The organism is Gemmiger formicilis (assembly GCF_016901605.1).
GTDB lineage: Bacteria > Bacillota > Clostridia > Oscillospirales > Ruminococcaceae > Gemmiger > Gemmiger formicilis_B.
Genome location: NZ_JACJKP010000306.1, coordinates 1 through 1,614, shown reverse-complemented (window position 1 = coordinate 1,614; position 1,614 = coordinate 1). Strand labels below are relative to the sequence as shown.

The following is a 1,614-nucleotide window of genomic DNA, read 5'->3' as shown; positions in this document are numbered from 1 at the left end:
GTTGCCAGACCAGCTTTATTCTAGCACAGGAGGTTCTTTCTCTTCACTAAAGTATTTTTTATCCACCCCCAGTTGAACTGGGGGTTTTATCATGCCTATTCGGCGCCAACAAAAGAAAAAATCCGAACCTTTTATGTCATCTAAGGTGATAGCTTCTGTGCCGTCCTTATAGTTAAAAGTTAAGATGATTTTATCATCATACACATACACTGCGTTTACAAAGCTGTCAATTAAACGTTGCCGCTGTTCTGGTTTACTGATGTCGATAGCACGAAAGCGGTTTAGGAAAAACAAAATCTGTTCTTTCGTCAAGTGTGGCTTTTTCAGTTCTTCTTGTAAGATACTGACTGTCAACCGCTCTTTTGCGGCCTCCAGTTCCTCCAACCGCTGCTTTGTGGACGAAGTGAAAAGCCCCTGCTGAATGGCATTCAGCATATTTTCTATTCCCTGTTCAGCTTGTGCAAGCTGCCTTTTTAGGACGGGCAAAGAGTTACTTTCACGCGATTGTACTTCCAGAACCATTTCCGCGATAGCGGCAAGGGTTCTATCATCAAATATCATTCGCATGGTGCGCCCAACCACCAGATTTTCTATCCAATCTTTTTTTACTGCCTTTTTGGTGCAACCTGTTTTTCGCTTGGCGCTCCCACATTTGTAATAATAGTGCTTCTTTCCCGTGTGGCTGGTTCCGCTTTCGCCTACCATGAGCCGTCCACACTTACCGCAAAACAACTTGGTTGTAAGCAAAAATTTCTCGTCAGCCTTGCTCATAGCTGGGGCACGCTTGTTCTTTTCCATACGCGCTTGTACCCGGTCAAAGAGTTCTTGCGGAACAATGGAGGGAACACCGCCAGGTATTACTACATCTTGATATTTATACTCACCGATGTATTTGCGGTTTTTCAAGATAGAGTTAAAGCTGCTCATAGTATACGGCTTATTTCGTTTAGTCTGTAATCCACGTTCGTTCAGAGAATCCACAATAGCACGAATGGTTTCCCCCTCGGCATAGCGGGAGAAAATCTCAACCACCAAAGGCGCGGTAATAGGATCAACCTCTAACCGTTGGTCTTTTCCCAACAGATAGCCCAGGGGAATCCCGCCGCCATTATTTAACCCCTTCAAGGCGTTTTCTTTCTGACCCCGATGAATTTTTTCGGACAATTCAACGGAATAAAATTCGGCATAGCCCTCCAAAAGACTTTCCAGTAAAATTCCAGTGCTATCCTCGGCAATGGCCTCCTTTGCCGATACTACCTTTGCGCCATTCTTCTTTAGTATGGCTTTATAGTGGGCACTGTCATAACGATTTCTGGCAAATCTATCCAGTTTCCAGACTAAAACAATGTCAAAAAGTCCCTTTGCGCTGTCTTTAATCATGCGCTGAAATTCAGGACGATTATCTGTCTTTGCGGACAAAGCCCGGTCAATGTAGGCACTTAAAACCGTGATACCGTTTCGCTCGGCGTACTCCTTGCACTCTCGAAGCTGTCCCTCTATACTTTCTTCGCGCTGGCTGTCGGAGGAATAGCGGGCATATATTACGGCTTTCATATTTACACAACCTTTCGTTATTTCGTGGGTGGCTTGCCCACCTTGCCGGGGGCGTTACCC

General features: G+C 45.2%; 1 protein-coding gene. It reads right to left on the bottom strand.

Going from position 1 to position 1,614, the window contains the following annotated elements; translation table 11 throughout:
* Positions 1-15 precede the first annotated feature (15 nt).
* The gene (locus H6B10_RS14435; protein ID WP_204652238.1) at positions 16-1,554 is read right to left on the bottom strand and encodes a recombinase family protein; all 1,539 of its coding nucleotides are present in this window, start codon (positions 1,552-1,554) and stop codon (positions 16-18) included.
* Positions 1,555-1,614 lie beyond the last annotated feature (60 nt).